The organism is Thalassoglobus sp. JC818 (genome assembly GCF_040717535.1).
GTDB lineage: Bacteria > Planctomycetota > Planctomycetia > Planctomycetales > Planctomycetaceae > Thalassoglobus.
In genome coordinates this window covers 180625-204404 of record NZ_JBFEFI010000007.1, presented here as the reverse complement: position 1 = coordinate 204404, position 23780 = coordinate 180625, and the positions used below count along the sequence as shown (strand labels likewise).

Sequence of the window (23780 nt, the reverse complement as noted above, 5' to 3'; positions counted from 1 at the left end):
CAAATACGTGGCCCGCGTTGACTGACCAACGTGAGACTTTTCAGTCATCCCCCGCCACAGCCAGATGACAGCAGAACAAGACCAACCAGGAGGAGAGAGAAATGCACGACCGAATTCTAGAAACTGGAGTGACCTTCGACGACGTTCTGCTTGTCCCGGCCTACAGCGAACTGATGCCCGGAGAAGTGAATGTCTCTTCAAAGTTGACTCGGAACATTCAGGTCAGTCTGCCGATCGTTTCCAGTCCCATGGACACAGTCACCGAGAGCGAAATGGCGATCGCCATGGCTCAGGAAGGTGGGATCGGAATCATTCACAAGAATCTCTCCATCGCGCAGCAAGCACTCGAAGTTGATCGAGTCAAGAGAAGCGAAAACGGCGTCATCGTCGACCCACTCACGTTGCCGCCCACAGCCCGAGTTTCGGAAGCCATCGAGATCATGGACTCTCGAAACATCGGCGGCGTTCCGATCACAGATCCTTCGGGAAAGCTGAAGGGAATCCTGACTCGCCGCGATCTGCGATTTCTCGATTCCGGAGAAACACTCGTCGAAGAGGTGATGACAAAAGAAAAGTTGATCACCGCCCGCGAAGACACCAACCTCAAAGATGCTGAGAGAATTCTGCGAGAGAATCGCGTCGAGAAACTTCTTCTCGTCGACGATGACTATCAGCTCAAGGGTCTGATCACCATCAAAGACATTGACAAGAACCTGCGATTCCCGTGGGCGAACAAAGATCCTCGCGGCCGCCTTCGAGTTGGGGCAGCCGTGGGCGTTCATGACATCGAGCGGGCTGAACAACTTATCCAGTCCGGAGTCGATGTGCTGGTTGTGGACAGCGCTCACGGGCACTCAAAAAATGTGATCGAAACAGTCCAGGAAATTAAGAGACGATGGGGAATTGACGTCATCGCGGGAAACATCGCGACATACGATGGAGCCAAAGCACTCCTCGACGCTGGAGCCGACGCAATCAAAGTTGGTATTGGCCCCGGTTCAATTTGTACGACGAGAATTATTTCCGGCGTTGGTGTTCCCCAGCTGACTGCTGTCGCCAGTGCAGCCCGAGCTGTTCAGGGAACGGACGTTCCGATCATCGCCGACGGCGGCATCCGTTACAGCGGCGACATGACTAAAGCTCTTGCTGCTGGTGGATTTACGGTCATGCTGGGAGGTCTTCTTGCGGGACTCGACGAGAGCCCTGGCGAGATGATTCTCTATCAAGGACGCCGCTTCAAACGCTATCGCGGAATGGGTTCTCTGGGAGCGATGGTGAAAGGGAGTAGTGAACGATATCGGCAAAGCCTGACTGAAGATGAAGGACGCGGAACGCCGAAACTAGTACCAGAAGGTGTCGAGGGGCGCGTTCCGTACAAAGGCCCCCTCACAAGCCTGCTGTATCAACTCGTAGGGGGGCTACGAGCTGGGATGGGATATCTCGGTGTTCGTTCGATTGAAGAATTGCGAACGAAAGCCCAATTCCTTCGAGTGTCAGCGGCAACGGTAAGGGAGAACCATCCGCATGACATTGCCATCACGCAAGAAGCGCCAAACTATACGACCGAGCATTCAACCGGTGACCTCAATTAGTTTGTGTCGCGCCCGGGAAACCGACGTCGTCCGCCAACTTTGTATTCTCGGTGTGCCGGTTCTTCTCCTCCTGATTCTGGGAGGCAAGCTGACCTTTGCCGATTCTCCACTTGATCGCCTTTCTAAGCGGTCCGCAGTGAAGAGATGGGAAGAGGTCAAGGAGAACTGGATCCCCGGAAAAGCATCAGAGGACGAGAATCGTGAGAGTCAATCGCCTCCCGAACTTCCGAAGGCTGCTCCCGTCGGCGAATACAGTCCTCCGACTGTTGCTGATCCTCCGCTCCAGAGTGCTGAAAGTGGTTCCGCAACGACTCCCTCTCTCTTTCGGGAGAGCAGTCAGTCGAATCGGCTGGCACCTGTCGAAATGAACTCCGAGCCACAAGTTGGTGCAGAGATTCTGGTTCCCGATCCTTACGCGACAAACCCTGCATCTCAGGGAAGAGTTGTTGAATCGTTGCCGATTCCGGAAGCAGTGATCAACACACGAACACCTGACTCCGCAGTCATGGTCGCACAGCGAGGTGATTCATCTCCGCTGCCTGATCCGTATGCCGGTCAGAAGCTTCCTTCATTCCAGAGAATTGGCGAGATCAAACCGTTCTACGACTACTCACCAACAGGTGTGGCTGAAACCGAACTGGCTGACTACCAGCCACTTCCGAGTTCCGGTGACTTCAATCGAAACTACGGAACGACTCACTACCAATGGATGGCATCGAATCTCGCGAGCGACCCACTTTACTTCGAAGACGTGCAACTTGAACGTTACGGGCACACTTATCCGTTGGGGATGCAGCCGTTTGTCTCGGTTGGAAAGTTCGGAGTTCAATTGATCGGTCTTCCATATCAGATGGCGCTCAATCCGGTTTGGGATGAGGATTACGCTCTCGGCTATTACCGCCCAGGCGATTGTGCTCCTAAGTTGTGTTACCGGATTCCTTGGAACAAGAAAGCTGCTGCCACAGCAGCCGGCGTCTACACCGGGTTGATTTTCCTCTTCCCGTGATCATCTGAATCGCTGACGACCACTTGCAGACGAAAAAACCCCCGGTTGTCGAGCTGACGCAGCGATATCTTGAATACGACGAAAGAAGGCTCTTGTGATCACAGGGGCCTTCTTTTTTTGTTTGATGAGTTCCAAGCTGATTGAGAACGATTGGCGGTGGATTCGAGAGTTCATTCTGAGTAGCTCTTGATACTGGAATTGGACTACCTTCAAAGGGTGAACCACTTTCTCAACAATTTGATCGCTCGCTACTTCAACATTCCCGGTTGGAATGCTGTCGACGGCGGACGATATTCGCTGAGGCTAGAAGCGTCTTGGAACTGGCAGGTCTGGAGCGTTTACCTCGCCGCTCTCGCTGTGATTGTTTGCTTGGTCTGGGTGACCGTGGTCTCCACTCGTTCGCTCCCGGTGCGTCTTCGAATTCTCAGCTTCGCGAGCAGACTGCTGGTGGGCGTCATGCTTGCGCTGCTGCTCCTGCAAGTTCGTCTCAAAGTTCTAACCTTCGGAAAAGCAACGCTAGCGGTTGTGATCGACACGTCGCAGAGCATGCAAAATCGTGACGGAGCTGTGAATCTTCCTCGATCGGTGGCATCCGACCTGAACGCGTTCGAAGGTGATCTATCGCGGCTCGAATTGGTGCAGAGAGTCTTCTCGGCACCCTCGCTGAACATCTCCCAGCGACTGACAGATGAGTACAACATTGATCTGTTCAATTTTGACTCCAGTCTGCATGGTCCAACACGAATCGCTGTGACCAGCGAGTTCGAGGAGAACGTGAATGGACTCAATTCAACCGGACGGACGACCGACCTGCTTGGGATGCTGAGATCACTCCGGGAGAGTTATCAGGGTCGCCCGCCCGCAGCTGTCCTGTTGCTCTCAGATGGAAATCAAGTCCCGAAGTTGATCACTCGGACCAGCCAATCGACTTCTGAGCGACGTTCCACCACGCGATCAGTTCTTCGCGATTCCCTCAATGGGTTCTCGTCTCCGTTCGTTGTGCTGGGAACCGGAAACTCTGAACAAGCAGTCGACTTGATCATTGCTTCCGTGGACGTCGAACCGATTGGTTTTGTCGGAGATGTGATCGACCTCCGGGTTCATATTGAATCCAATCAAGCGACGAGTTCCCCAGCAACAATCGAATTGATCCACGACGGTACCAACGAAGTTGCTGATAGCACCGAATTTCAAATCGATCCCGGTCAGACAACAACAAGCGTCGATTTGACGATTCCTGACTTGAAGGTCGGGCGGAACGCTTTTCGAATTTCGATCATTCCGCATTCCGGAGAAGTCGAAGTTGGCAACAACGTTCGCTCAATCTCTGTGTACGGACGTGAGACTACAATCAACGTCTTGCTCATCGACTCACTTCCTCGCTGGGAGTTTCGACGGCTGAAGTCAACTCTCGAAAGAGACAGGAACATCACTCTTCGAACACTTTTGCTTTCCAGCGACGCTCAATACGTCAACGAAGATCGAACCGCGATCTTAGCCCCGCCAAGGACGCTTGAGGAACTCGTTGAGTACGACTCCGTCATCATTGGCGACATTGTCGAAGATGATCTTCCGTCCGATTTCTGGAATGCATTGCCGGAGTATGTCGAGAAAACCGGCAGTGGATTGATCTTCATTCCCGGGCGGAGTGCGTTGTCTGCCGATTCGGAGTCTCTCCCCTATTCCAAGCTGCTGCCCATGATGCCCATCGGGTCTGTCGATTCGAATAATCGGATCGCAGTCATTCCGACGCTGACGGCTGAAGGGCGAGCACAACGCATGCTTCCACGATCGATCCAAGAAAATGCGTCGGAAGATCTGCCGGTCGTTTATCCGCACTCGGTCGACATGCAGATCCATCCTGCAGCGATCGTTCTCCTTCAGGGAAACAGCGAGTCGGCAGAGAGCCAAAGCCTTCCGCTCAGCGTCTCGATGAGGTTGGGGCGAGGGCAGATCATTCAACACTCATTTGATGACTCATGGCGGTGGAAGTTCCTCATGCAGGGAGAACTCTACCGGCAATTCTGGTCGCAACTTGTGCGATACTCTGCGAAGATGCGAATGGCGGATCAGTTGCCATCGGTAGAATTGTTGATCAATCCCGAACAGGCATTCACAAATCAGCCGATCGATGTTCTCGTTCTCGACCGTGGAGGCGAATTCGACGAGAGTCGGTCGCCGCAGCTTCGATTGACGAAAGAGGACTCGCTGATCGCGGAATTGAATCTTCAACCGACGTCTGACATCGACCACATCTACGCGCACCAGTTCTCCTCCCTCTCCCCGGGAACCTACGAAGCGACGATCGTCTCGGAGAAAGACGGACTTTCTCCGCTGAGGAGGCAATTTCGAGTCAGCCCCTTTGACGCCGAGTTGAGCTCACAAGCGATGGACAGTTCGTTTCTGGAAGAACTGGCAAACGTGAGCGGAGGAAGTTTTCAGACTCCCGATGAACTGGAGGAACTACTTCAGCGACTTCCCGAGGGTCCAGATCGAAGCACCGCACAAACGACAATTCTTCCACTTTGGAATCGATGGGAAATTCTGTGCCTTGCCATCCTGGGACTTACCGTTGACTGGGTGATCCGTCGCCGGTTTGGACTGAATTGAACCCTCGACTCGATCACATGCCTGCTGCCCAGCGACTCCTTTCGGATCTTCATTCGCTGGGCGCCAATGCTTCACATCTCCCCGCTACCACGATTCACTGCTACAATAATAGTCACTGCCTACCGTTCTGGCTTTCCGGAGTATCTTAGTTTCAAAGTTCGATTGAGCGGGATCGTCCAAGCTCATTTCGCCTTCGAAAATGCTCTGCTTCCGGTTCAGGATTTCAACGATTTCGCCTCACCGTTCGCAACATCCATTGGAGCAGATTCGTCGTCGACTTTGGTCGCTTTACGTCGTCGAACAAGTGCTGCGCTCACTGACGATGCTTGTCTTGGGGTGGGCCTTTCTTGGTGTGATTGACTGGTGGATTCAACCCGAATCGCCAGCGATTCGATCTCTTCTCTCGATTGCGTTCTGGACCTGTTTTTTAGGGTGCGTGTTCTGGCTGTTTCGAAGCTTGTATGTCACTCGCATCTCGACGATCGATACAGCGTTGACTCTCGAAGGAGTCTCCCCGCGACTTGCAGGCAAGCTGGCGACTCCACTTGCCTTTGAACAATCGTCTGTTCCACTCAAGAGCGATTCTGACTGGCAGCAGCACATTCAAAGCGGTGTTAATGACCTGAAACTCGAAGCAGAGGCAGTGCCGTTAAGAATATGGCCAGTTGCGTGTGCGTCGCTGGTCATCGCCTTCTCTCTGCTCAGCCTGAGCGTTCTTTACGCAGACCGAATTCAGATCGCCAGCCAGCGACTGATCAACCCCGGTTCAGAAACGATTTGGCCCAAGACCACCCGTTTCCAAATCTTCGACAAGCAGAACAAACCGATCATCACGGGATCGACAATTTTTGTCGACGAAGCTGACGTTGCCCTTTTTCGAATCATCGACCTGATCGGCGAACTCCCGGAAGAAGTCTGGGTAGAAACTCTTCGCGGAAACTCGCGACACAACCGCTTTCGACCACGCAGCACGGACGTTGTCGAGAACAACCAGAGTCGGCAGGAGCTTGAATTCTCTCTCTTCCCTTCGTCGACAAAAACGACACTGTTCCGAGTCGTGGGAGGAGATGATCAGTCTTCAGCTTGGACGACGGTCAAATGGAGATCGCGACCAAGACTTGTTGATTCAGTCTGCTTTGTCGCTGGGCCTGACTATCTGCAATTCCCCGAACAGGAACTTCGACATTGGGCTGGCCCGATTGATGTGGTCGCCGGTTCCACTCTCAAAATGTCATTTACGTTCGACCAACCTCTCGAAAGTTTTCAGGTTCGTGACCGCTCCGACAGGTCGGTAATTCGGAGCGAAGTCGTCGACGGAAGCACGACTTTCAGCTTCGACTGGCAAGTGCCTCCGCAATTCGTCGGTCTATTGTCGCTTGAACTTCTCGTCCAAGCTGTCGTGCCCGATCAAACAGTCTCCTACAACGCATCACCCATTCTCGCTCGAACAATCACTCTCAACTCGACCAGCGATCTCGCTCCGGTGGTCGCGATCTCTGATCCTCGACGCGATCAAACACTGACTCCGCAAGCTTCGTTTCAGCTTCTGGCAACGGCGAATGATGACTTCGGCATGCAAAGCATCGAAGGGATTATTGAAGGGGGCACTTCGAAAGTGCTCCCAGGAAAACTTTCATCCGACCGGCGGAACGGAGAAGTGAAAGTCCTTTTATCAGTGGATGAACTCGGCCTGAGCCCCGGAGATCAGGTCACGCTGAGTTGCCGGGCAATGGATGCACGTCCGGAATCGACGCCAACAGTCTCTGAACCGATTCAACTCTCCATCGTTTCAGACGATGAAATGCGGCAGCTTCTCGCATCGGAATTGACGAAAGTCACGCGGACCATCATTGCACTATCAACGCTGCAACCGTCACTTCGAACGCGCCTCGAACCGCTGTTAGCTTTGTTCGAGAATGGTGAGAAACTCCAGTCGGAAGAAACGAACGAACTCATTTCGTTGATCGCTCAGCAAGAACTCACCACGGAACGCCTGGCGACTGAAGTCCTCAGCAACGGGCTGGAGTCAATTCACGAACGACTTCTTCAGAATCAGATCGGAGACAGCCCGCTAACTGAGGCAGTTGTGACCGCCATCGAGACTCTCAAACCTCTCGAGGACGGAACTCTCGTCAATCTGCAGAGCCGACTGGACCTGATTCGTCAGGAAACACGCTCTCGATCGAGCCTTCCACTGCTTTCCCATGAATTGCCGAACGTGCGAGACAACCTCGCTGAAATCGTGCGTGATCAGGCGGAGATTGAAAGAACGCTTCGGCAAGCACTGCAGAATCTTGAATCGTGGGTCGATTCCAAAGAGTCGCTGGAACAATGGCGACTGGTTATCGCCAAGCTGCGAACGCTAATGGATGAGTTGAGAGTTCTCGGAGCCAGCACGTTGGGACTCCCTGTTGATGCAGTTTCCCAAACTCAACGAACGCAATTGAATGGTCTCGCGGATCGACATCTAGAACTCGGCGAGGCCCTCGAAAACTTCGCACGTCAGCACACGACCGGTAATTCGCGCAACCGCACGCTAGGTCAAATTCCGGACGGCGATCAAATTCTGAGGCTGCATCCGCTTGAACGAATGAACCGTGTTCACGAGTTCATTCTGGACAACAACATCGTGACAGCGATGGACAGTGACAACGAGTTGCTCGAATTGCTGTTGTCACTTGCGAACGCTGAGAAAACGCAAAGACAGCTCACTGATGGCGAACTTCTCACAGCAGTGAACGAGTTGAAGCAACATCTTGATGCGATTCACGCTGAGCGAAGACAACTCGCTGAGCGGTGGCAGAATTTTCTCCTCGGGAAACCTGGGCTTGCTGATGCGGAACGTCAGATCGAGCAGCAGCTTGAGGACGTCACTCAACGTGCTGACGAGCTTGATCTGCTTGAATTGAAGCAACTGGTCGCTGGAGTCATCTCTCTTCAACAGCAACTTCTTGAATCGTTGGATGCGAAGTCACATTCTGAGGTTCAGCAAAGCCTCGATGATCTCGTCACGAAACTGGAGGAAAGTGTTGATGCACTAGATCGTGTTCAACAAAGACTGAATCTGCAGGAGCAGAGGAACCGCTTGCGCGCACTATGCCTTCGAGCGGGCCAACTCGTTAGGCAGCAGCAGGAAATTCGTTTAGCGCTTCCGAATCCCAGTTCTGATCACAAGCTAAGCCGGGCTGAGAGGCGGCACTTCGTCGAGCAATCCGGTTTGGAATTCGACCTTCGCAATGAACTGAACTCTCTCGCCACAGAAGCTGACAAACTTCCAGTTCTTCAACAACTCCTGAATTCACTCTCAGGCGAAGCAACAGCCACTGCGAACCGACTTCGAAATTTTCAGTTTGACGATCACGACTCGCTGGCTCTGCAGTGGATCGAATCGACGCTTGAGACGATTTCGCAATTGTCACCTGCAGATGTGTCGGTTCGTAACTCGACGAATGACTCTCAGGAAGACGCTTCAGACGAGATGACTGGTTGGTCGATTGAGCTGGTGGCGCAGCTGCAAGAACAGCTCCATCGTGACACACAAGACTGGGTCAGCAGCGGAATTCTCGCTCTTGACGAGAATGACCCGAAATTCGACAGTGACTCCGAAACGCGTCTGCGATTGCTGGACACCATCGGCAAAAGACAATCCGAAATTGCGAAGCTTCTCGAGTCAATGCTCGACGATCAATCGGAAACTGAAAACGAATAACATGAACGCTGCAGCATCTACTCGCCCGAACATCTTATGGATCTGCAGCGACCAGCAGAGATACGACACCGTTCATCGGCTTGGAAATCCGTTGATTCGCACTCCCAACATCGACCGGATCATCGATCACGGAATCAGCTTCGACAAAGCCTATTGCCAAAGTCCTGTCTGCAGCCCGAGTCGAGCTTCATTCCTCACGGGACGTTATCCGCGGAACACAGGCTGTCGTCAGAATGGCCAGACGATTCATACATCCGAAAGGCTCTTGCCTCGCATCTTGAAAGACCATGGCTACCGGTGCGGACTTGCTGGGAAGTTGCATCTTAGCTCGTGTTCAGAAGGAAAAGTCGAAGAGCGAATCGATGACGGTTACGACGTTTTTCACTGGAGCCATCATCCTCAGCCCGACTGGCCTGAAAACGCCTACCAGCAATGGCTCGCATCGAAGAATGTCAGCTGGGATGAATTGCTGAAGTCTCCAGAAGTCAGATACGTTCGGGAGGGTGTTCCTGCGGAGTATCATCAAACGACGTGGTGTGCGGAGATGGCGATCGACTTCATGCGTTCAACTGTCGATCAACCGTGGATGTTTTCAGTCAACATGTTTGACCCGCATCATCCATTCGATCCACCGGCGGACTATCTGAAACGGTACCGACCGGAAGAAATGCCTCTTCCAAAATTTCAATCCGCAACGTTCGACAAAAAACCAAGCTATCAACAACTCGATCACGTCTGGGCACACAACGACGTGGGTGGAATGAGAGTTGATGAAATCACGCCGGCTGAATCGCAGAGAATCACAGCAGCCTACTACGCGATGGTCGAGTTGATCGACGATCAGGTGGGACGCATGATGGACACTCTTCGAGAGACTGGGCAACTCGATAACACGATCGTCATTTTCATGTCCGACCACGGTGAAATGCTCGGGGATCATGGGTTGTATCTCAAAGGCCCACACTTCTATGAAGAGGCGATTCATGTTCCATTGTGCCTGCAATGGAACAACGGGTTCCAGAAGTCTCGACGTTCCTCAGCACTCGTCGAATTGACTGATCTCGTGCCAACCCTTTGTGAGGCGATAGGAATTCCGCTCGAAGATCAATTTCAAGGCCGCAGTTTTCTTCCGCTTTGTGTGGGCGAGTCGATGGTCGACGAGCATCGTGACTCCGTCTTTTGCGAGTATTCGAATTCCTGGACTCACGAACGAGCGTACGGAACGATGCTGCGGACGAAGAGTCACAAAATTGTGGTGTACCACGGAGTCGATGAGGGTGAGCTTTACGATCTCGAAAATGATCCCGATGAGTTCGTCAACTTGTGGTCCGATCCTTCGGCAAGTCAGCTGAAAATGAGCTTGATGAAGCAAGCCTTCGACCGCATCGTTCTATCGATGGATCCGCTCCCGAAGCGTCGAGGCAAGTTCTGAGCATCACGTTTCGAATAACAACATGTGCAGTTCCAAATTACTGCGAAACTGTGATGCGTCTCACTAAATGGCCAACGTGAGAGCGAAATGAACCGACTTCACACATTCACTACCACTGATCCATCGCAAGTGAGTGATCAGTATTTTGACATAAGATCGCGGCCAGTCATTCACTCGTCTGGATGTGTTGATCAACTAACCGAATAGATTCAATAATCTCGAAAAATCGGCGAACGTCTTCATTTCCAATTGCCTCTTCGGTGGTATGGTCGAACGCGAAGCTAGCCCATGACGGAACGACTCGTGACGCGTCTGTTTCGCATTCTTGAACATGGATGGACGAATGAATTCTTCCGATTTGGCAATCAGTCGAAACTCAACACTTCCGTTTTATTACGGTTGGGTCATGCTCCCGCTCGCCATGCTAGCACTGGCCGCAACAGCTGTCGGTCAGACGTTTGGGATCTCGACATTTAACGCGCCGATTCGAGAATCGCTCAATCTCTCGCACACCCAATTGGCCGGCGCTTATCTGATGGGAACATTGCTGGGTGCGATTCCAATCACCTACTTCGGTCGATTGATGGACCGCTGGGGATTGCGCACGACAATGCTCGCTACGTTGATTCTTCTCGCAGGTGCTTGCCTCGTGCTTTCGGTCAGCATGAACTGGTTCATGCTTTTGGTTGCGTTCTGCTTTCTTCGAATGCTTGGCCCAGGCACGCTTGCCATGTTGAGTGGTAACACCCTGGCCTTCTGGTTTGACCGCCGACTCGGTCTCGTTGAGGCATTTCGAAAGATCGCAATTTCCGTGGCGATGGGAACGGTTCCAGCCATCAACTTATGGTTGTTGACCTTTCTGGACTGGCGGGAAACATACGCACTTTGGGCGTGTGTCATTCTGGTCGGTCTGGTTCCATTGTTCGTTTGCCTCTTTCAGTCACGACCGGAAGACGTCGGGCAGAGCATTGATCACGGGCTCGACGAAACAAAATCGGAATCGATCCAGTTAAACGGGCTGACTCTGCATGAATCGATGCGAACGTTCGCCTTCTGGGCGATTACGTTCGGGGCAGGCTTGAATGCTTTGGTCATGACTGCGGTTGTTTTCAACCTGACACCGGTTCTCGCGGAACGAGGACTGAGTGAATGGGATCACGCCCGGTTCATGTCCGTGCTCGCAGCTTGCATGGCAATTACTCAATTCATCGGTGGGGTTCTGGCCGATTACGTTCCGCCGAAACCTCTCATGATCGCCGGTCACCTTGGACTGGCAGGTGGACTGGTTTTGCTCTACCAATCCGATTCCTCAGCGACTGCACTCCTGGCTGGCGGGTTGCTCGGAACTGGTCAGGGAACATTTTTCGGGATCTCTCACCCACTCTGGGCACGCCGTTTCGGAAGACGTCATCTTGGACAAATCACAGGATTCGCGATGACAACGATGGTCGTTTCGTCGAGCGGAGGCCCGTTCGCGATGGGACTGATTAAGGACTGGCAGGGATCGTTCGACCTCTCCCTGATCTTGTTCGCGGTCATGCCGCTCCCGGTCATCGTCTTCACATTGCTGGCTCGAATGCCTGATCCTCGAGATCAGGACATGAAATTCGACAGTCAGGAGACCTCAGCTGAAGTTGAGTTGTCGAAAGTGTGATTTCTGTCGGAGTTTTCTCCTCGAAATCAGTTCCGGAGAGATCGACGACTGTGCGACGCTTGTGTCGTCTCCCCGGACCGATATGATGCCAACATCGTTGGGTTCTTCCTCAATTGTTCATCATTTCAACCTAGCAGTCCGGCATGTCATATCGACCGAACAACGGTCCCCGTCCGCAAGCGTTTCAGCCTCCACAAGGGGAATTGGCGATCATTGCCGGCTCAGCAAATAAGCAGCTGGCTACGAAAATCGCCAACGAGTTGGGGGTGAGGTTGACTCCCTGCGAAGCACACTATTTCAGTGAAGGGAACGTTTTCGTTCGCGTTCTCGAAAACGTCCGCGGCTGCGATTGTTACGTCATTCAGGGAACTCACCAGCCGGTCAACGACAACTTCATGGAGTTGCTGTTCTGGATCGATGCCCTGAAACGAGCCAGTGCACAGCAGATTACAGCCGTCATCCCCTTCTTCAGCTACGCAAAAGGGGACAAAAAGGACGAACCGCGAGTTTCGATTCGTGCTCGCGTGTGTGCCGATGCACTCGAAGCAGCCGGAGCGGACCGCTGCCTCATGATGGACCTGCACTCCCCGCAGATTCAGGGATTCTTCCGGGTTCCAGTCGATCACCTTTACGCCCGCTACGTCTTGTGTGATCACATCAAGTCGCTGGGAATTGAGAACCTCGTGGTCTGTTCCCCCGACATCGGATTCGCCAAGGGCGCTTCAGCTTACGCAAACTACCTCGGCGTTCCAGTTGTCATCGGGAATAAGACTCGACGCGACCACACGGAACGGGCGGAAGTTCTCGAGTTGATCGGAGACGTTGATGGCCGCAACGTTCTGATCGTCGACGACTTCACCATCTCAGGTGGAACGCTGATGTCGATGGCCGACGTCCTGAAAGATCGGGGTGCGAACGACATTTATGCTGCTGTTTCACACGGTGTGCTTTCGAAGGGAGTTGCACCGCGAATCGCGAAGAGTGGAATCAAGCAGCTGTTCATTACAGACACGATCGAACCTCAAAACGATCCGCTGCCACACAATATTTCCGTCGTGTCCGTCGCGGAACTCTTCGCGGAAGCCATTCAGTCGATCCATGATCGAACGAGTGTCTCGCAGCTGTTCCCTGACGGGGCTATCCCGAACGAATAGGGTTTATCGCAGATCCTGGCTGTTCTGCATTCAGCCGGAGAGTCAACAATTTCTGGAAACCGCAGACTATGAGTGATCGCTTCGAACGAGTTGGTTCAACGTCGGAACTTGGTGACGGAGACCGATTGTCTGTCATCCTCGGAGATGAAATCTCTGCACTCGTGATCAGGATCGGAGACGATTACTACTGCGTCGAAGATGTCTGCACTCACGACGGTCAGCCAATGACCGATGGGGAGATTAGCGGCTGCGAATTGACCTGCCCAAGACACGGAGCAAAGTTCGACATTCGCACAGGAAAAGCTCTCTGCATGCCAGCCACACAACCGGTTGAGACGTTCAAGGTTGAAATTCGCAGCGACGAAATTTTCGTCCAATATCCGAACGACTAGAACATTTTCTGTTTTGTGTGCACAGGAAAGAGCAACTTGTTCTAGAACATCGGTTCGCTGGTTGTCTGCTCTGACCTTTCGACTGTTGCTGAATTTGTCCGCAAAAGACGCAGTAACATCCGATGTGATTGGGATCGCTTGAGTCGGCATGGAAATTCCCGATTTTCATCGGCAACGCACCGCCAATGCGATAACATTCGAAGTAATTCCTGTTCTTCGCTCCCCGAAAGCAAGTGGATGTGCGGATGATTCTGATTCCACTCGCAGGCGGTGCTCCGATCCATCTTGCCAAGGCAGTCATGTTCATTGGTCGGGGAAACGAATGCGACATTGTTCTCAAGACGAGCCGCAAGGTTTCTCGCAAACATTGCTGCATTGCGCAGATTGACGACACCTACCTAATTCGGGATCTCGGCAGCATGAATGGAGTCCGAGTCAATGACGCCAGCGCTCAACCCGAACTTCCCTTGAATCACGGAGACGAAGTCTGGGTCGGAGATGTCGGGTTTCGTTTTCAGGCAGCTGCAAACCAAAAGAAAGAAGCAACAGCTCGAAGAGCACCTTCGCCACCACCGCAGAAGCCGATCATCGCTAAAGGACCGGTGAGCACAGAATTTCCTCAGGCGATTCCTGAAGAGAGCGATGACTTCATCATTGAGCAGACAGGGGCTCATCTGTTTGACAAGCTGCGTGATGCTGAGCAGCAAGACTCTGAGAGCGAGGAAAATCCCTCAAGCTGACGATTGACCCGAATTCACTTTATCGATAGGCAAGGGCGATCTGAACAACAGCTTGCAAGTTTACAGAGAGATCGCCTCGACTGGCATTCAAACTGAATGCCGCCGCTGAGAGTGCAGAGAAATCACGTCGATCGATTAGAAGCCGTGCCGTTCCAACTCACTCAGGTTTTTGCCCCACATTCCGGTCTGACCGTCACCCAAGGCTCGGACAGCCCCGATGCAAACCGCGAGAATCAACGCAAGCATGACCGCGTACTCAACGGACGTCGGCCCACTTTCGTCAGCAAGGAACTTGCGAATCGAACGGATTGAGTTACCAGTGAACACAGGATTCTTCCATTAGAAGTCTACAGATTTGAGACAGCTCGACGCGCTGCTGACCTCGACAATTCAGGGGACTCAATACATTCCGTCATGAAACCTAGCCCCGGGTTTCAGCGAGTCAAACTGTTTCAGCGAATTTGATAAAAAAACCGGTTGCATCACCGAGATGGCTAACGCCGTCTGTCAGTTTGACAGCCTTCGCACGCTTTCGTCCGAACGAGACTGATCAAAAACGATTCCGTAAACATCTGAAAAAATTAAACTTACGCTTCGCATACCTGTTCAAACGAAGGTCAGGCGCAACATTTGCACTTTGATGCTGCCCTCAGAAACATTTTGTGGCTAAATAGGTTGAACATGCCCGTTTTCCGATGGGGAAGTGCATTTGACGCGTTCCGCGACCTGGAACGCGAAGTCGATCGTTGGGTTCGAAGCATGGATATTGCTTTCGAAAACCCGAGGATTGGTCGCCCCTATCCAATGCTCAATCTTTACGACCTCGGTTCAGAATATCTGATTACCGCCGAGCTTTCGGGCTGCACTGCATCCGAGCTTGACCTCACTGTTGCGAACGGCGTGGTTACGATGCGCGGGGTACGGACTCCAGCTGGGGACGTTCCGGAAGATCGATTCCGTCGACGTGAACGACCTGTCGGAAACTGGGAGCGTTCGATTTCAGTTCCGGAACGGATTAACGATGACGATGTGCGGGCGGAATTGAATGATGGCTTGCTGAAGCTCTATCTCCCCAAAACTCCATCAGCTGCCCCGAAACAGATTCCAGTCACCAAAGGTCGGACGGAAATTACGAACGAAAACGCTGCAGAGGGAGAGTCCCGATGAGTGAATCCATCGAACCGAATCGACCGGAACGCGATGACTCCCCCAATCGCGAAGAAGCTGCGCTCTCACAATCCGAAGAGAGTCCACAGCGATGGGTACGGACTCCCCCGATCGACATTTACGAAACCGAAGAAGGTTTAGTGCTGTGTGCTGATCTTCCCGGAGTCTCCGCAGAGAATCTCGATCTCCAAGTCCAGGACAATCGCCTGACCCTTTTCGGCCGAGTCGATATGCCGAACGATCGATTGGAATCACTCGTTCATCAGGAGTATCACCAAGGTGACTTTCTCCGCTCATTCATCCTCAGTGATGACGTGGACCACGAGCGAATCTCAGCGAAGTTGACCGATGGCGTCCTCGAAGTTCGCTTACCGCGTGTCCCGAGGTCTCAGCCTCGAAAAATCTCTATCCAGGCAGATTGAGTTTACTCGGTGCCGCAAACCCAATAATACTCTAGCTGGACTCAGCAGTCGCTTCTTCGATTGACTCGATGGCCGTTCGGCAGAGCTTTCTCACAAGTTCTTCTGGCATTGCTGGCGCAGGCATCAGGACGACCGTGTCTCCCAGCGGACGCAGTATCACACCGCGTTTGCGAGCAGCCAAAGTGACGAGATGGCCGGTTCTTCGAGTTGATGAGTACGCTTCGAGCGGTGTGCGGGAACGAACGAGTTCAATTCCGACCATCGTCCCTTTCTGGCGAATTTCTGCGACATGTGGATGCGAGTCAAGCTTCTGCAATTCTTCGCGAAGAACCTCGGCGACTCGACGCGAATTCTCCAACACGGAGTTCTTCTCGAGCAGATCCAATGACGCTAACGCAGCTGCGCAGCCGAGCGGATTTCCGGTGAAAGTATGCCCGTGAAAGAATGTTCTTCCGGCGGATGGATCCCCCAGAAACGCCGAGAAAATCTCTTCGCTCGCCATCGTCACCGCCACCGGGAGATAGCCTCCGGTTAAGCCTTTGGCGAGACACATAAGATCCGGTTCGACATCTTCCTGTTCGCAGGCAAACATCGTCCCTGTTCGTCCGAAACCGACTGCCACTTCATCGCAGATCAGCAGAATCCCAGCCTTTTGTGTCAGCTCACGAACGTGCTGCAAATAACCAGGGGGATGAACGAGAATTCCGGCTGCCCCTTGAACGAGCGGTTCAATCACGAACGCATTCATCCGTGACCCGTACTCTTCGATGATGTTTCGCACCTGATCAAAGCAGTCTGTAACGTCACGGTCCCGGTTCTCTGAATGGAGAGAAGTGATCGAAGCTGGTGATGGAACACTGACTGTTTGAAACAGCATCTTTCCGTAAACTTGATGGAACAGTTCAATGCTCCCCACACTGACGGAACCGATCGTGTCGCCATGATATGCTCCGCTGACCGTTCCAAACAGGTCTCGCTCCTCTGGCCCGGAGGGTTTTTGCCGATGGTATTGCCACGCAATTTTCAAAGCTGCCTCAACAGCCGTGGAGCCGCTGTCTGAGTAGAAAACTCTCGTCAACGACTTCGGTGCCAGATCGACTAGCCGCTTGGCAAGTTCGATGCTGGGGGAAGAGGACATCCCGAGCAAAGTCGTGTGGGCAATCTTCCCAAGTTGATTCTGAATTGCGAGATTGATCTCCGGGACATTGTGGCCGTGGACATTGCACCATAGCGCAGAAATCCCGTCGAGATAGCGGTTTCCCTCAACGTCGATGAGCTCAAAACCGTCGCCGCTTTCGATGATCGGCGCCCCTTCTGCCTGATACGCCTCCATTGGTGTGAAGGGATGCCATACGTGATCGTTGTCCCATTGCCGAAGTTGATCAGCTGTCGAATTCTGCATTATGACACTTGTTGAATCGCAAAGAAAATCGCTGATAACGAGCACAGAATCCACTTCCTGCGCTAGCTAGCAGGGTGAATGTCGCTCAGCGTGCAGTTGAGTAAGTTCGTCCAATAACTACAACGCTCAGACTTCGGTCGCAGAACATTATTGGTCTTCGAATCCACGGTGCTCGTAAGTGAATGAGAACCGTTTCTGCTCTCATTCCCCTTGCCTAATCTCCTTTGACCGGAAGAGGGCGACCAAGAGTGTCGAGGTTGTGCTCGACTCCATCACCATCCACATCAACGAAAATCGGGTTGGTCAGCGCGGTCGGTTGCACACCGGCCATTCTCGGACCGACGACTGGACCAAGCTGGGTGTTGATGCCACCTGCGACAGCGACGAGATGTGCATCCGAATCGAGCTTTAGGAGGATGTTGAGTGAAACATTCTGGGTGAGCTCGCCGCCCTCCCCTCGGCTCTCAAATGCGGCTGGATGCTCTTCTCGGGTGAAGATGAGATCTTCTCTGGCTCGTCCATTGACGAGTACAAATACTGTGTCGACTTCGTGCCAGTTAGGGCATTGAACATCAATCTTAAGTTGCACCTCACCTGATGGAGCAGCGAGATCCTGTCCGACTCCGGTGGTCTTCTCGTCCGCTGTCGCAGTGAACGAAAGGAATGGACCGTTCGACATCACAACGCGTCCCTCTTCGGAAGCTCGGACTATTTCCATGGGGTCGATTTGGCTCGGATCATCGGTCGAACATTCAATCCAGTTTCGCAGCCACCCTGAACCGTGAAAATTGTAATGTGCGTCTGTATTCACGACTCCGGGAATTCGTTTCCCTTGATTCAATAGCTGGAGCCACTTGAAGATGCGGTTGGACTTCGCTTCTTCGGCTGAAACGTCTTCGGTCTTGCAAAGCAGCAAGGCACGGTCGATCGGATGAATTTCCATCACGTCGATCAGAGAAATGGCGTGAGAATGTCCGTGGTCATGGGTTCCGTCTCCGTCCTTGTCGTAGACGAGCCAACCGACATCGGGATGATTCTGTTGAATCAACTTCTCGCTTCCATTGTCCCATGCTGCCAGTCTTTGAACCTGACGTTCGACATCAGTATCCGTCGTCGGTCCGCCGCCGTCTTGGTGATGAGGATGATGGTGCAATGGAAACACGTTCTGGTGATTGAGAGGCAACGGCTGGCCGGTCAACTCCATGCCGGTCACTGACGAGATGAACTGCTTGATTCCCAAAGCTTCGAAATGTGGTTCGTAAGTTGTGATCCGATTGTGCTCCGTACAAGGGGCGAATTCGATGTGTTCACAAACGAGGTTAAGAACACGCCCCCGTTGGCTGGCAGTATTGTCTCCAGACGGCGAGCTGTGACTGTGGAAATCGCTGCTGATCCAACCAGGAGTCGAAACCGATCGATGAAGTGTGACTTCGTGCTCGGAAACAGATGAACGTTTAATCTCGGTTTCGAACTCTTCGCTTGAAAACTCCGGTCCGTGGCTGACTCGGATGAGATAGCGACCGGATGGAAGCGTTTGTTCGCAGATTCCGTTCGGCGTGTATCGCAGATTTCGCACTGCGAAGTCGGCGGAATCCGGACCGAATTCGGGAGACGGAGTTCCATCGACACCGATGATTTCCACTTTGCACGGAATCATGGTCTGTTCAGAATCAGCCACTTTGAGTTCAAGTTTCCCGGGTTGATATTCCGGCACTTTCAAAATGACTCTGTGTGCGGAATCGGACGAGGATGCAGCGACAGTGAATTCCTGCACTCCCAAGCTCGTTCCGAATTGAGAGATGCGGGCCTCACCAACGCCGATCGCCACCTGTGATGATGCTTCTCCACGTTCGTTAGTTCTTAGACTTCCCGAATGGATTCCAACGTTGCTGAATTCGATTAAAGCATCAACAACAGGTTTCCCGCTTCCGTCCGTGACTGCGAAAGTCGTCTCTTGAAACGTATTCGTCTCACCGGTCTGAAGATTCGCGACGGCGTCGGACAACGTCCTTCCCGCTGCAATTCGGCGGACGATGACTTCGCGGGCATCCGGTCCGATCTGTTTCAGATCGTTGCCATTCGTTGCCAGATATTTGAGCGTTGAGTTCCGAGAATCACTGTTGCATTGAATCCGTATTTCCGCAGTCTCCGGGCTGAACACGTACGCCTGGCCCCAATACTGATCATCGATGAAGTACTGAGAAGTTGTCCCGTTTGGAGACTTCGTCATGCGCTCGCTTCCACCATCAGCACGAATTGTGTCTGACGGAAGAATCGTCAGGGTCTTCTTTCCGGCGTTGCTGTACTGAGTCCGAATCGTCAGCGCTTTATCATCAACTCCCAGTTCGTATGTTGTACGAATCTCAGGACGACTGTCGGTCCCCTGTGCGATGACTGTGACAGTCGCGGAATTTGCTTTGGTCTCCAACTCCGCAGAAATGCTCTTCTCTGGTTGGCCATCGACTCCGAATTCCCAATCGGAATAAAGCGTTCCATTCCCGCCGGGATAGAAGCAGCTCAGCTGATCGCTTTCGGCAAGAGAGCATGTCAGATCGATGAGACAGCCACCGACGGAGCGAACAGTCATGTTCGCATTTCGCGTTGGAACCGGTTTCGCAATCACTGCGACTAGATGCTGGTTTCGCAACACGATGTCTCCGTAAATCGCGTCGACTTCTTTTCCCTCAGGGACGAACTGATCCCAGTTTTTCTCACTGAGGATGGCGACCTCGACCCGGTCGATCTCTGCTTCGTATGAGAATGCCATTCCCACGACGTAGAGGCTTAGAGTGACAATTCCCAGGATGATGAATCGCATCGGCGGAGACCTTGCTGACAGATGACGAGGAGTTCATCGGAGACGATAACCCAGCAGGTACCGAGACTCAATCGTCTGCCTCTCGCCAAGCCGGAATGTTTCGTTCCAACAAATGAGGCTTTACAGAGTCTTTATTGATTCTTATTCGAACTCCAGCCACGATACTCGACACTACAGGCTTCGCGCACCGCAAGTTCCCCGAGTGCAGAGACCTGATTTGCAACTAACTGAAGTCCTCACCAGCTTTGACCACACCTCACGTTTTCTAATCGCTGTTAAGAGTCAATGCCCACCTCGCACCTCACCCTGCTGTCAGTCTTTGCAACGGTTGTCTTGTTCTCAGGTTGTTCTGAACAGAACGCCGCTCCTGAAAAGCATGGGATCCAAATCTCTGCTCCGACACAGCTGCCGGCATTGCTATTGAGTGAGTTGCAAGGCGATGACCCGCATACGATTCGCTGCCCTGTTCAAATCGTCAACAACACCGATTCCACTCAACAGGTCGTACTCGCTGCGACAGGTTGTTCCTGCTACGGAGTTGTCACTGAAGACGGCGAATCACTGGAACGTGGCGAAGTTAAGGAAGTCACGGCGGATCAGGAACTCACCCTCGCAATTCAGGGTCAGTCACCTCAAGAAGAGTCCAGGAAGACGTACACAGCTGACTTTGAAATCACTGCACCGGACGGAACGAAACAACTCGAACGAATCCTGTGTAATCAACAAGTCTATCAAGACTTCAAAGTGATCCCTGCTCTGATTGAATGTGAAACAAGCCCTAGCTCGCCAAAGTCCGAGACTCGAGAACTTGAAGTTACTCGCTATTTCCGAAGCGACTCTCCAGCAACTCCCACTCCGATTGTCGATGGTGTTCCGGATGATGTCAGCGTGAAGTCAATTCATCTCACTGAATCGCCAACGCAAATTGAATCCGGGCTATGGTGTGCGACGTGGGAAGTTGAACTTCTCATTGAACTACAAGAATCAAAAGAATCCGCAGACCGAATTGATACTCTCAACATCTGGCTCCCCTCTTCAACAGATACGGAGTCAACGGAACAACGAACTGATTCTGTCGCGGCACATACGACAATTCGACTCGTCCGCCGATCAAGTCGACCAATCGCCTTTCCGGAGAGAATCCACTTCGGTCAGTTTCCAGCTGGGACGCAAAAAACGCGCAGCCTGTTTCTCGTCTCCAAAGATCAAGTTCCATTCCGAGTCAGCTATGCTCCGCCCGATGAAGATACCTCAATCGAGGTCCAATTCGATGACGAACCGAAGACGTCTCATAAGATAACGATCGCCCTCAACGATGCTCTCAGCGAAGAATTTTCCCGGACTCTCGTCCTCTCCACCAATCTTGAGGAACAGAAGGTCATCGAGATCGAACTGCTTGCCCGAATTCTCCCTGCTGCAGATGATTGACCTTGTTGACCTCACCGACAGCAACTTATTATTCAGCAAGAACTTTCAAGCATATTGACGAGATTCGACACCCCAGTCGGAACGCATTCCCTCACAAAACACAGAGTGTTGCAAGTAAAGGACCTGAAATGACTTCGGGTGAGTTCGGATCAAGTGACATCTCCGATATGAATCGGATTTCTTCACACCTGGGGGTTCTCGATGCTCCGTCGCCAGAATCAGTTCGAGAAGCTGTCTCCAAATCTCGCGACTGGTTGCTTGAACGGCAGCATGATGAGGGATATTGGCTGGGCGAGCTCGAAGGCGACACAATCCTCGAATCGGAATATGTCTTGCTCCTCGTCTGGCTGGGACGTGGAAAAAATCAGCTCGTCCAAGAGTGTGCTGCTCGGATTCTTGAACAACAACGTTCAGAAGGTGGTTGGGCACTCTATCCTGATGGCCCACTTGAAATCAGTTCGTCCGTCAAAGCGTACTGGGTGTTGAAGATTGCGGGCCACGATCCTGCGTCGGAGCCCATGACCCGCGCCGCTGAAGCAATTCGTCAGGCGGGCGGAGCGGAACGAGTCAACAGCTTCACTCGATATTACATGGCGCTGCTCGGCATCATTTCATACAAGCAGGTTCCAGCTGTACCGCCAGAGTTGATGCTCTTGCCAAACTGGTTTCCGATCAACATCTACGAGATGTCTTCCTGGTCTCGCACGATCGTCGTCCCGCTCAGTCTCTTGTGGGCATTCCAACCCAAAACGGAACTGCCAGCCGAACACAAGATCGACGAACTCTTCCTGAATTCACCCGAAGATCTTCCCGTCACGATGCCTCCTTCTGAGCAATTGGACGCGATGAAGAAGAAGTCGTTCTTCCCATGGGACAGCTTCTTTCGCGGTGTCGATCGAACTTGGAAACTCGTTGAACGCTTGCATCTGAATCCATTTCGCAAGCGGGCAGTCGCTGCTGCCCAAAACTGGATTCTCGCACGATTCGAAAAGAGTGACGGCTTGGGAGCGATCTTTCCTCCCATCATCTGGAGCATCATCGGCCTGAGATGTCTCGGCTATTCCGAAGACGCTCCTGAAGTTGTTGCAGCACTTGAAGAACTTGAAAAGCTGACCATTCGCGAGAACGAAACGGTTCGGCTGGAACCGTGCCGATCGCCAGTCTGGGATACATCGATCGCCGTCAATGCTCTCCGAGAAGCGGGAGTGCCTGCTGATTCGCCCAAGATTCGAAAAGCGGTCGAGTGGTTGCTTTCGAAAGAAGTTCGATCGAAAGGTGATTGGTCTGTTGCTCACCCGAATGTCGAACCAGGCGGCTGGTACTTCGAATTCAACAATGAGTTTTATCCCGACATCGACGACACCATCATGGTGACAATGGCGTTGTCGCGATGCCTTCCGGGCGGTCCCTCGACCAACTGGATCGGCAAGCTGATGAAACAGAAGCAAGGTCAGTCGCTGAACGAAAAAGACCTTGCCTTGTCATTGAGCGGCACGACATCGTCCGTCGAAGAAGTAATGGCAGCACTGGAAGAAACACAGCCCATCGTGGATGCGATGAAGCGAGGAGTCCGTTGGGTTTCCGCGATGCAGTGTCGAAACGGTGGCTGGGCAGCCTTCGACGCTGACAACGACCGCGAAATTCTGACGCGAGTCCCCTTCGCCGATCATAACGCAATGATTGATCCTCCCACCGCTGACATCACAGCCCGGGTTCTGGAGATGTTCGGTCGCCTTGGTTTGACCGACGACGATCCAGCATTTCAACAAGCTTTGAAATTCGTCTGGGACGACCAGGAACCTGACCACGCATGGTACGGACGCTGGGGCGTCAACTACTTGTACGGAACATGGCAAGTGCTGGTTGGACTGACTGAGTTTGGAATCCCGGCCAGCGACGAACGTCTTCAAAATGCCGTCGGATGGTTAAAGTCAGTCCAACAGGAAGATGGCGGTTGGGGAGAAACCCCGCTCACCTATGATCGCCCCGAGTTGAGAGGAACTGGTCCAACCACCGCGTCGCAAACAGCATGGGCCCTCATGGGACTGATCGCTGGCGGAGCGAGAGAATCCGAAGCAGTCTCTCGCGGCATCGAGTATCTCATCCGAACACAAACCAGCGACGGAACCTGGGACGAACCGTGGTACACGGGAACAGGTTTTCCTCGCGTGTTTTACCTCAGATACCACCTGTATCGGCATTATTTCCCACTCATGGCACTGGCTCGTTACGCTGAGCAAACGAGCTAATCAGT

Annotated in this window: 16 protein-coding genes; 13 read left to right on the top strand and 3 right to left on the bottom strand. The window is 52.7% G+C overall.

The features are described 5' to 3' along the window. Positions 1 to 101 precede the first annotated feature (101 nt). The 9 genes from guaB (at position 102) to AB1L42_RS18700 (ending at position 14289) form a co-directional block, all read left to right on the top strand. On the top strand, positions 102 to 1592 hold the full coding sequence (gene guaB / locus AB1L42_RS18740; RefSeq protein ID WP_367059605.1) for an IMP dehydrogenase: 1491 nt from the start codon (positions 102 to 104) through the stop codon (positions 1590 to 1592). Next, positions 1579 to 2598 carry a hypothetical protein gene (locus AB1L42_RS18735; protein WP_367059602.1) on the top strand — a complete coding sequence of 340 codons (1020 nt, stop codon included), beginning with the start codon at positions 1579 to 1581 and terminating at the stop codon, positions 2596 to 2598. Before guaB ends, AB1L42_RS18735 begins: the two co-directional genes overlap by 14 nt. A 216-nt stretch (positions 2599 to 2814) precedes the next feature. After that, positions 2815 to 5208, top strand: coding sequence for a hypothetical protein (locus AB1L42_RS18730; protein ID WP_367059599.1), 2394 nt, complete (start codon positions 2815 to 2817; stop codon positions 5206 to 5208). 256 nt (positions 5209 to 5464) lie between these two features. Then, positions 5465 to 8917: a hypothetical protein gene (locus tag AB1L42_RS18725; RefSeq protein ID WP_367059596.1), complete on the top strand. Its 3453-nt coding sequence runs from the start codon at positions 5465 to 5467 to the stop codon at positions 8915 to 8917. 1 nt (position 8918) lies between these two features. After that, a complete protein-coding gene (locus tag AB1L42_RS18720; protein WP_367059593.1) occupies positions 8919 to 10349 on the top strand; it encodes a sulfatase-like hydrolase/transferase in 1431 nt (476 codons plus the stop codon). A 343-nt stretch (positions 10350 to 10692) separates the two neighbouring features. Beyond that, positions 10693 to 12003, top strand: a complete 1311-nt coding sequence (locus AB1L42_RS18715) for an MFS transporter (RefSeq protein ID WP_367059590.1) — start codon at positions 10693 to 10695, stop codon at positions 12001 to 12003. Positions 12004 to 12146: 143 nt separating this feature from the next. Next, positions 12147 to 13157, top strand: a complete 1011-nt coding sequence (locus tag AB1L42_RS18710; protein ID WP_367059587.1) for a ribose-phosphate pyrophosphokinase — start codon at positions 12147 to 12149, stop codon at positions 13155 to 13157. A 68-nt stretch (positions 13158 to 13225) separates the two neighbouring features. Further along, positions 13226 to 13549, top strand: a complete 324-nt coding sequence (locus AB1L42_RS18705; protein WP_367059584.1) for a non-heme iron oxygenase ferredoxin subunit — start codon at positions 13226 to 13228, stop codon at positions 13547 to 13549. Positions 13550 to 13794: 245 nt separating this feature from the next. After that, entirely contained in the window at positions 13795 to 14289 is a 495-nt protein-coding gene (locus tag AB1L42_RS18700; protein WP_367059581.1) for an FHA domain-containing protein, read from the top strand. A gap of 135 nt (positions 14290 to 14424) precedes the next feature. On the opposite strand, the gene AB1L42_RS18695 is transcribed toward AB1L42_RS18700, so the two are convergent. Then, positions 14425 to 14616 (bottom strand): Flp family type IVb pilin, encoded by a 192-nt coding sequence (locus AB1L42_RS18695; RefSeq protein WP_231740623.1) that lies wholly within the window; start codon positions 14614 to 14616, stop codon positions 14425 to 14427. Positions 14617 to 14970: 354 nt separating this feature from the next. On the opposite strand from AB1L42_RS18695, the gene AB1L42_RS18690 reads away from it, so the two are divergent. Both AB1L42_RS18690 and AB1L42_RS18685 read left to right on the top strand, forming a co-directional pair. Beyond that, positions 14971 to 15456 (top strand): Hsp20/alpha crystallin family protein, encoded by a 486-nt coding sequence (locus AB1L42_RS18690; RefSeq protein ID WP_367059577.1) that lies wholly within the window; start codon positions 14971 to 14973, stop codon positions 15454 to 15456. Next, positions 15453 to 15878: an Hsp20/alpha crystallin family protein gene (locus AB1L42_RS18685; RefSeq protein WP_367059574.1), complete on the top strand. Its 426-nt coding sequence runs from the start codon at positions 15453 to 15455 to the stop codon at positions 15876 to 15878. The genes AB1L42_RS18690 and AB1L42_RS18685 overlap by 4 nt, the downstream gene beginning before the upstream one ends. A 31-nt stretch (positions 15879 to 15909) precedes the next feature. On the opposite strand, the gene bioA is transcribed toward AB1L42_RS18685, so the two are convergent. Together bioA and AB1L42_RS18675 are read right to left on the bottom strand one after the other, a co-directional pair. Then, positions 15910 to 17280, bottom strand: a complete 1371-nt coding sequence (gene bioA, locus AB1L42_RS18680; protein WP_367059570.1) for an adenosylmethionine--8-amino-7-oxononanoate transaminase — start codon at positions 17278 to 17280, stop codon at positions 15910 to 15912. 214 nt (positions 17281 to 17494) lie between these two features. Beyond that, positions 17495 to 20098, bottom strand: coding sequence for a CehA/McbA family metallohydrolase (locus AB1L42_RS18675; RefSeq protein ID WP_367059567.1), 2604 nt, complete (start codon positions 20096 to 20098; stop codon positions 17495 to 17497). A 285-nt stretch (positions 20099 to 20383) separates the two neighbouring features. Here AB1L42_RS18675 and AB1L42_RS18670 point away from each other — a divergent pair, with 285 nt between their 5' ends. After that, on the top strand, positions 20384 to 21526 hold the full coding sequence (locus AB1L42_RS18670; protein ID WP_367059564.1) for a hypothetical protein: 1143 nt from the start codon (positions 20384 to 20386) through the stop codon (positions 21524 to 21526). Positions 21527 to 21693: 167 nt separating this feature from the next. Beyond that, the gene (locus AB1L42_RS18665; RefSeq protein WP_367059561.1) at positions 21694 to 23775 is read left to right on the top strand and encodes a prenyltransferase/squalene oxidase repeat-containing protein; all 2082 of its coding nucleotides are present in this window, start codon (positions 21694 to 21696) and stop codon (positions 23773 to 23775) included. Positions 23776 to 23780 lie beyond the last annotated feature (5 nt).